This window comes from Alterinioella sp., assembly GCF_058343375.1.
Genome location: NZ_JBTUJH010000008.1, coordinates 66,222 through 73,980, shown reverse-complemented (window position 1 = coordinate 73,980; position 7,759 = coordinate 66,222). Strand labels below are relative to the sequence as shown.

Genomic DNA, 7,759 nt, shown 5'->3' with positions numbered 1-7,759 from the left:
GCCGTTGCCATTTTTCGCGCCCAGATCCTGAGCCGGGCGCTGGACCGTGAAAGCCGCGCCATGCAGAAGGCCGGACAGGGGTTTTATACCATCGGATCGTCGGGCCATGAGGGCATGGCCGCCGTGGCCGCCGCGCTTGACCCCACGGACCCCGCTTTTCTGCATTACCGCGACGGCGCGTTCCAGATTGCCCGCAGCACGCAGGTGCCGGGCATCAACATCACCTGGGACATGCTGGCCAGCTTTGCCTGTTCCACCGATGATCCGATTTCGGGCGGGCGGCACAAGGTTCTGGGGTCACGGGCGCTGATGATTCCGCCGCAGACCTCGACCATCGCCAGCCATCTGCCCAAGGCGGTCGGCGCGGCCTATGCGATCGGCCTTGCGCGCCGCCACCCGCCGGAACATCGTCTCTATGAACCGGACGCCATTGCGATGTGTTCGTTCGGCGATGCCTCGACCAATCATTCCACCGCGCAGGGCGCGATCAATGCGGCGGGCTGGACCGCTGTGCAATCGGTGCCGCTGCCGATCCTCTTTGTGTGCGAGGATAACGGCATCGGGATTTCGACCAAGACGCCTGCGGGCTGGATCGAGAACTCGATGCGCCACCGCCCCGGCATCCGCTATTTCAAGGCCGATGGGCTGGATATCTACGACACGTTCCGGGTGGCGGGTGCTGCCGCCGATTATGTCCGCCACCACCGCAAGCCTGCATTCCTGCATCTGCGCATGGTGCGCCTTTATGGCCATGCCGGTGCCGATGTGGCCACCAGCTATCTGCCGCGCGAAGAGGTGGAGCGCGATGAGGCCAATGACCCGTTGCTGCATTCGGCGCGGCTGCTGGCCGAGGCCGGCGCGCTGACGCCTGAGGATGCGCTGGCGATCTATACCGAGACCTGCGAGAGGGTGGCGCGCGTAGCGGCCCAGATCGTCACCCGCCCGCATCTGAAAACCGCCCGTGATGTGATGGGCTCGATCATTCCGCCGAAACGCGACTGCGCCCCCACCAACGGGCCCGCGCCCGACACCCGCGCCGCCGTTTTCGGCAGTGACATGAAGGCGATGGCGGCCCCGCAACCGTTGAACAAATGTCTCAACATGGCGCTGACCGACCTGATGCTGGACCATGGCGAAATCATCTGCATGGGCGAGGATGTCGGGCGCAAGGGCGGTGTTTATGGCGTCACCCAACGGCTGCAAGCGCGCTTTGGCCGCGACCGGGTGATTGATACGCTGCTGGATGAGCAGAGCATTCTGGGCCTGGCCATCGGGCTGGCCGGCAACGGGTTTTTGCCGATGCCCGAGATCCAGTTTCTGGCCTATCTGCACAATGCCGAGGATCAATTGCGGGGCGAGGCCGCGACGCTGCCCTTCTTCAGCCAGGGCCAGTTCACCAACCCGATGGTGATCCGGATTGCCGGGCTGGGCTATCAAAAGGGCTTTGGCGGGCATTTCCATAATGACAATTCGCTGGCCGTGCTGCGCGATATTCCCGGGCTGATCATCGCCTGCCCCTCGACCGGGGCCGATGCCGCCGGGATGCTGCGTGAATGCGTGCGACTGGCGCGCGAGGAAAACCGGGTGGTGGTGTTCGTGGAGCCGATCGCGCTCTATCCGATGCGCGATCTGGCGGTGCCGGGCGATGGGGCCTGGATGACGCCTTACCCGCCCCCCGGCGAGCGGATCGGCCTGGGCCAGATCGGCCAGCATGGCAAGGGCACCGATCTGGCTATCGTGACCTATGGCAACGGGCATTACCTGTCGCGCCAGGCCGAGGCTGATCTGGCGGCGGCGGGGGTGGCGCTGCGGGTGATCGACATCCGTTGGCTGGCCCCGCTGCCGGTGGCGGCGATTGTGGCGGCGGTGCGGGGCTGCGACCATGTTCTGATTGTGGATGAATGCCGCTTTACCGGCGGTCAGGCCGAGGCGCTGATGGGGCATTTCCATGAGGCCGGGCTGCCCAGTTTTGCCCGCGTCACCGCCGAGGACAGTTTTATTGCCACCGGCCCGGCCTATGGCGCGACGCTGCCGTCGAAAGAGAGCATCGTGGCGGCGGCCAAGGCGCTGCTCGGGGGCGGGCCATGACCCGGCGCGCGGTTCTCATCCTGCCCGGGCGCGGCACCTATAACAAAGCCGAGCTTGGCTATCTGGCGCGCCATCACCGGCCCCGCGCCGATCTGATTGCCGGGTTCGATGCGCAGCGTGCGGCGGCGGGGCAGGAGACGGTCTCGGCGCTGGATGGCGCGGCAAGGTTCAGCCTGTCGAAATATGCCCGGGGCGATATCGCCTCCGCCCTGATTGCGGCCTCGGCGCTGGCCGATGTGGCGGCGCTGGCGGCGGACATCGAAATTGTCGCCGTCACCGGCAATTCGATGGGCTGGTATCTGGCGCTGGCCGCGGGCGGGGCGGTCTCGCCGCAAGACGGGTTCGAGATCGTCAACACCATGGGCGCGCTGATGCAGGAGCATCTGATCGGCGGGCAATTGGTCTATCCCTGGATGGGCAGCGATTGGCGGGTGGATCCGGCCCGAAAGGCGGAGCTGCTGGAAACACTGGCCCGGATCGACGCGCAGCCCGGTCAGGTGCTGCGCCTGTCAATCGATCTGGGCGGTATGCTGGTGCTGGCGGGTAATGCGGCCGGGCTGGATGCGTTCGAGGCCGCCATGCCGCAGATCGACGGCCGGTTTCCGATGCGGCTGACCGGGCACGCGGCGTTTCACACCGAATTGCAGGCCCCGGTGGCCGCGCTTGGCCGCGCTGCGCTGGCGGGGGTCGGGTTTGGCCAGCCCAAAGCCCCGCTGATCGACGGGCGCGGGGCGATCTGGTGGCCGGGTGCTGTCGATCCCGGCGCGTTGCGGGCCTATACGCTGGGCCATCAGGTGACCGAGAGCTATGATTTTTCGGCCGCGATCCGCATGGCGGCGCGCGAATTCGCCCCTGATCTGTTTATCGTCACCGGGCCGGGCGGCACGCTTGGCGGGGCGGTGGCGCAATCGCTGGTGGCGTGCGGCTGGCGGGGGATGGCATCAAAGGCGGATTTCGAGCGGCTGCAGGGGGAAACCCCTTTGCTGGTCTCGATGGGGCGCGCCGATCAACGCGCGCAGGCGGTCTGACAGCGGATATTCGGGGTTCCCGGAAAAACGTGATCTTTCGCAGCCAAAGGCGGCGGTGACCGGCATTGCGTGGCGGGCCGATATGGTGCAGCATCCGCGTGTCGATTGCCCCTCATGCGCGCCGAATTACGGCATCCGCATGCGGCACGATGATATTTTTGGAGTTGGATTTGCCTGGATTGATTTTGCCTTCGCGCTTTGCCGGAACCACATTCGCCCTTGCCCTGTCGCTCGGCCTGCCCGCGCTGGCCACCGGCATCGAGCCGCCCAGCGCGGAGGTGCTGGCGGCGCAGATGGCCGCGTTTCAGAACGAGCCGCCGGGGTCGATCTTTGCGATGCAACCGTTCCGCGCCGAAGAGACGGTCGAGGGCGCGGATGGCTTGCAGGTGCAGCTGATTTCGATGAACCCCAATATCAACAGCTGGTTCGTGCTGCGGGTGCAGGAAGCGGGCGCGCGCCCGGCCTTTTACCATCTGGAGAATACCGACCCGGATTTCTGGCAGATTGCGCTGGGCGGCGATGGCACCAGCCCGTATCTGGTGATCGAAGGGGCCGGTGACACCGAGGAATGCGTGCCCTGGCTTGGCCGCAATTCCGAACTGGACGCGGCCGCCGCGTCCGGCCTGCCCTATGCCGCGATCTGTGACGCGCGCATCTATTTGCGCAACCGCGTATCCGGGTCACGCAGCAGCCGCGAGGCAATCGCCGATTTTCTGCGCGAAAACGTGATCTTTGGCGATTCGATCGTGAACCTGATCAAGGGCACGTTCTATGTCGATGCCTTTCTGGAAGACAGCGACGAGATCGAGGGTGCCGATGCGGGCGCGGTTGTTGCCTTGCTTGGCCAGGCCGACCTGTCGCGGTCTCCGGTGATGCGGGCCTCGCCCGGGTTTGACCTGATCGGGGCCGAGGGCGGCATGGAGGCGGGCAGCTGGTATGCGGTGCAGGATGCGCCGGGGATCTATTCATCGGTGATGCAGCCCGGCATGATCAGCGAAGAGATTCTCAACCGTCGCGGCGAAACCAACTGGCTGGACGCGGTCGAACGCAACGCCGATGTCTATCTGGTGGCCTTCGATATGGAAAACTTTGAAATCGGCTATGAGCTGGGCACCGATCACCCCGCTTTCGGCTGGTCACCGCGCCCGAACCGGTCCGGCAATGCCTTGTCGATCGCGGGGCCCGATGGGTTCAGCAGCCCGGCACCGCTGGTGATGAACGGGATGCTGAGCCCCAGCTATCTGGACCGTGTGGCGGCAACCTTTACCGGTGGCTTCAAACGCGAACACGGGGCGTTTCGCTATGGCGATCTGGCGACATATAATAATGGCCATCACTATGGGTTTCTGGTCAATGGCACCCTGCTCAGCCGCCTGTGGCCGGGGCTTTCGACGATCTATGTGATGAATGACGGCACATTCGGCATGGTGACCTGGACCGAGGAGATGCAGGCATTGCTGCCCAATATGCGCTTTGCGCGGCAAAATGGCGTGGCGCTGATCAACCCCGATCCGGAAACCGGCGCAGGCGTGCCGGGCGAACGGGTGACGCAATGGGGGGGCGGCAACTGGTCGGGATCGGCCGAGGCGCAGCTGCGCACCCTGCGCGCCGGATCCTGCCTGCGCGAGGTCGATGGCCGCCAGTTTCTGATCTACGCCTATTTCTCGACCGCCACACCCTCGGCCATGGCCCGGACCTTTCAGGCCTATGGCTGCGATTATGCCATGCTGATGGACATGAACAGCCAGGAGCTGACCTATATGGCGCTGTATCCGCAGATCGATGATGAGGATTGGATCGAGGCCCAGCATCTGGTTCCGGGCATGGCTGTGGTCGATCAGAATACCCGGCGCGGTCCGATCCCGCGTTTTGTGGGCTATGCCGATAACCGTGACTTCTTTTACCTGCTGCGCCGCGAGTAACCATAAAATAAGGAATCTCCCCGATGCGATATCTTGCCTTTGTGTGTGTGACCCTTCTGAGCGGCGTCATGGGTGCCGGGGTGGGGGCGCAGTCGCTGAATGAACGCAACGAGGCGATGTTTCGCCAGATGCAGGAGGTGCGCGGTGTCTCGAATGCCGAGATCCGCCGCATCCGCGAGATTTTTTCGGGATCATCCTATATCGGGCAGGGCAACCCGGCGGTCACCCGTTACGCGATGACGCCCGAGGAGGCCGCGGAGCGTATCGGCGGCAGCGTCGCGGCGGTGCAGAACAGCTATCGCAATGCCCGGTTCGAACGGATCTGCGGCGAACCCTATATGGTGCCGCTTTACGACCCCGCGACGCAAAGCCCCGAGGATGCGACGGTCTGTGTCGACATGTTTGAATACCCCAATGTGCCGCTGGCCTATCCGGTGGTCTGGGTGCGTGCCAATGAGGCGGCGGTGCTTTGCGCGGCGGAAGGCGGGCGTATCGGCGACGCGCATGAATGGGAAGGGGCGGCGGCCGGTGCCTTGCTGGCACCTGATTACCGCTTCGATCTGGGCAGTCAGGGGGCCATGCGCGCCTGGCACAACCAGCGCTGGGCCGGCACCAGCAACCAATATTCCATCGGCCAGTGGCGGGCCGGCATCTGCGCCACCGGCAGCCGCAAGACGCCGGGCTGCAATGGCGGCGATTTCAACGGCTGCGGGTCGAACACCTATCCGGCGGGATCCTTTCCGCAATGCCGCAGCCCGCTTGGGGTTTATGACATTGACGGCAATGCCGCCGAACATATGAACCTGCCGCTGAATGAAAGCCAGATGGCCAGCCGGGGATCGACCACATTGGGCGTCACCGAGATGAAGGGCAGCTGGTTCATCTGGGATACGATCCGGGCGCATCCGAACTGGGCGCGCTGGCGGGCCCCGTTCTGGCATGGCAGCCGGGTGATGGACCCGGCCAGCCACCGCAATTATCACCTTGGGTTCCGTTGTTTCCGCGATGTGAACTGACCCCGCCCGCAGGACGCAAAAAGCCCCGCCGGGTTGGTCCGGGCGGGGCTTTTTTGTCGGGGTGATCTGAAGGTTCTCAGCGGGATGCCAGTTGGATTGCCGGGCGTCCGATGGGGCCATCAGAGTTCAGCAACCCGGCATAGGTGCCGCTCATCAGCAGATCCTCAAGATCGAACGGCTCGCCATTGACGAAGGCGGTGCGGCTGACCAGGCGGATGCCGTGGCTGTAATCGGCATAGGAGGCCGCGTGGACGGTTGAAAGCGGCTGGATCGGGCGGCCGCCGCGGCGTTGCCAGCCATAGATCGCGACCCGGCCGGGGGCACGGGCCAGCCGGTTGGTCAGCACCACATCTTTCTTTTGCCCCGCCACCAGCATGCCCAGGCGGCCACCGGCATTGATGCGCTGGGTTTCGACGGTTGCGTTATGGCGCAGGAAATAATCGGTCGAGGACATCTGCGACCCCGGTGTCATCGGTGACGGCGTCAGGCGCAGATCGGCCTGGGCATAGATCGCATCGACCATGCGGGTGGTGGGCAGCATCATGTTGAACCGGTCGGCAATCTGACCGGCGGCGGCCAGGCCAAGCGGCACGCGCACGAAATCGCGGTCGCTGCCGACGGCCAGGTAATCGGGGGTTACGCAGATGGTGATCTGGGCGCTGCGGCCATTGGGCAGCACGCCGGTGAAGCTGACCGGGGCCAGATCGCGCATGAATGCGGGCACATTGCCGCGCAGAACCTCGCGCGCGATCATGGCGTCGCGCGAGCTGCCCGAGGCCGAGGCCAGCGTGGAGATGAAGGCAGTGCCACCCGCCGCAGTGCCGGGGCGACGCGGAATTTCGCGGGCCAGACGGCGGCTGCAGGCATTGGCGTTGCGATCAAAACCGGGTGCGATGCTGGCGCCTGGGCCTGGCAGGGCGGCCAGCGTCACATCGGCGGTTGGTTCGGCTGCGCGGGCAACAGCCACCTCATGCGGCGCAACCTCAAGGCTGGCGGGCCGGGCGGCCGGGCGCAGGCTGGTGGTCACGATCGCCGCGGCAACCGGTGCGGCAATGGTATCGGGGGCATCCGGGGTCGCGGCGATGGCGATGGCTGTGACCGGGCGCAGTGTCGGGCGCGTGGCGGCCAGCGTCGCGGGGTCGGATGGCCTGCGCAGGGATGCGGCCAGCGCGACAATGGCGGCCGGGCGCGGCACCGCATCGACCGGCGGGCGGCCTGCGATGATTATCACGGGGGCCGGATCCGGGACCGGCATGACAGGCGGGGTGACCTGGGTAATATCGGCCTCGGGGCGCATCTGCGGCAGGGCTGCGGGCGCTGGCCGGGCGGGGGCGTCGAACCCTGTCGCGGGCGCGCCGGGGTCAGTGTCGAAATTCGTGTCGGGGATCAGCAGATTGCCCAGGCTCAGTTCGGTCACGCTGAGCGGCACGGGCATTTCATCCAGTGCGGCAAGCCGCGCAATCGGCGCGATTCTGGTCACCACCAGCACAAGAATGGCGGCACCCAGCAACGCAGAGACCGCCAGCACAGCCAATACGGCTGACGGCGATTCCAGAACCTCTGCAAAACTGCGCTGATCCCGCTGCCCGAGCGGGTTGGATATTCTGTCCCTCATGCGATCGGGGATACTCTGCTCAAATTAAGGAAACAAGAAGTCGAATCGGGCGTAACCGAAAACACCGGTTTTCCGGCGGTAAATCGCCGT

General features: G+C 65.4%; 5 protein-coding genes. 4 read left to right on the top strand and 1 reads right to left on the bottom strand.

The genetic code is table 11. The annotated features are described in order from the left end of the window. The 4 genes from ACW8PS_RS01820 to ACW8PS_RS01805 all read left to right on the top strand — a co-directional run. Positions 1-2,088: dehydrogenase E1 component subunit alpha/beta (locus tag ACW8PS_RS01820; RefSeq protein ID WP_491525543.1), on the top strand; the 2,088-nt coding region annotated here is incomplete at its 5' end. Continuing rightward, entirely contained in the window at positions 2,085-3,116 is a 1,032-nt protein-coding gene (locus tag ACW8PS_RS01815; protein ID WP_491525542.1) for an ACP S-malonyltransferase, read from the top strand. The genes ACW8PS_RS01820 and ACW8PS_RS01815, both read left to right, overlap by 4 nt. 170 nt (positions 3,117-3,286) lie before the next feature. Further along, positions 3,287-5,038 (top strand): hypothetical protein, encoded by a 1,752-nt coding sequence (locus tag ACW8PS_RS01810; RefSeq protein ID WP_491525540.1) that lies wholly within the window; start codon positions 3,287-3,289, stop codon positions 5,036-5,038. 23 nt (positions 5,039-5,061) lie between these two features. Further along, complete coding sequence (locus ACW8PS_RS01805) at positions 5,062-6,054, top strand: SUMF1/EgtB/PvdO family nonheme iron enzyme (protein ID WP_491525539.1); 993 nt, start codon at positions 5,062-5,064, stop codon at positions 6,052-6,054. A gap of 76 nt (positions 6,055-6,130) precedes the next feature. Here the strand turns inward: ACW8PS_RS01805 and ACW8PS_RS01800 are convergent, their stop codons facing one another. Next, a complete protein-coding gene (locus ACW8PS_RS01800; protein ID WP_491525538.1) occupies positions 6,131-7,669 on the bottom strand; it encodes a hypothetical protein in 1,539 nt (512 codons plus the stop codon). Between the last annotated feature and the right edge of the window lie 90 nt (positions 7,670-7,759).

Coding starts and splice junctions, on each gene's coding strand:
- ACW8PS_RS01805 (WP_491525539.1), top strand. CDS start 5,062: ATGCGATATCTTGCCTTTGTGTGTGTGACCCTTCTGAGCGGCGTCATG.
- ACW8PS_RS01815 (WP_491525542.1), top strand. CDS start 2,085: ATGACCCGGCGCGCGGTTCTCATCCTGCCCGGGCGCGGCACCTATAAC.
- ACW8PS_RS01800 (WP_491525538.1), bottom strand. CDS start 7,669: ATGAGGGACAGAATATCCAACCCGCTCGGGCAGCGGGATCAGCGCAGT.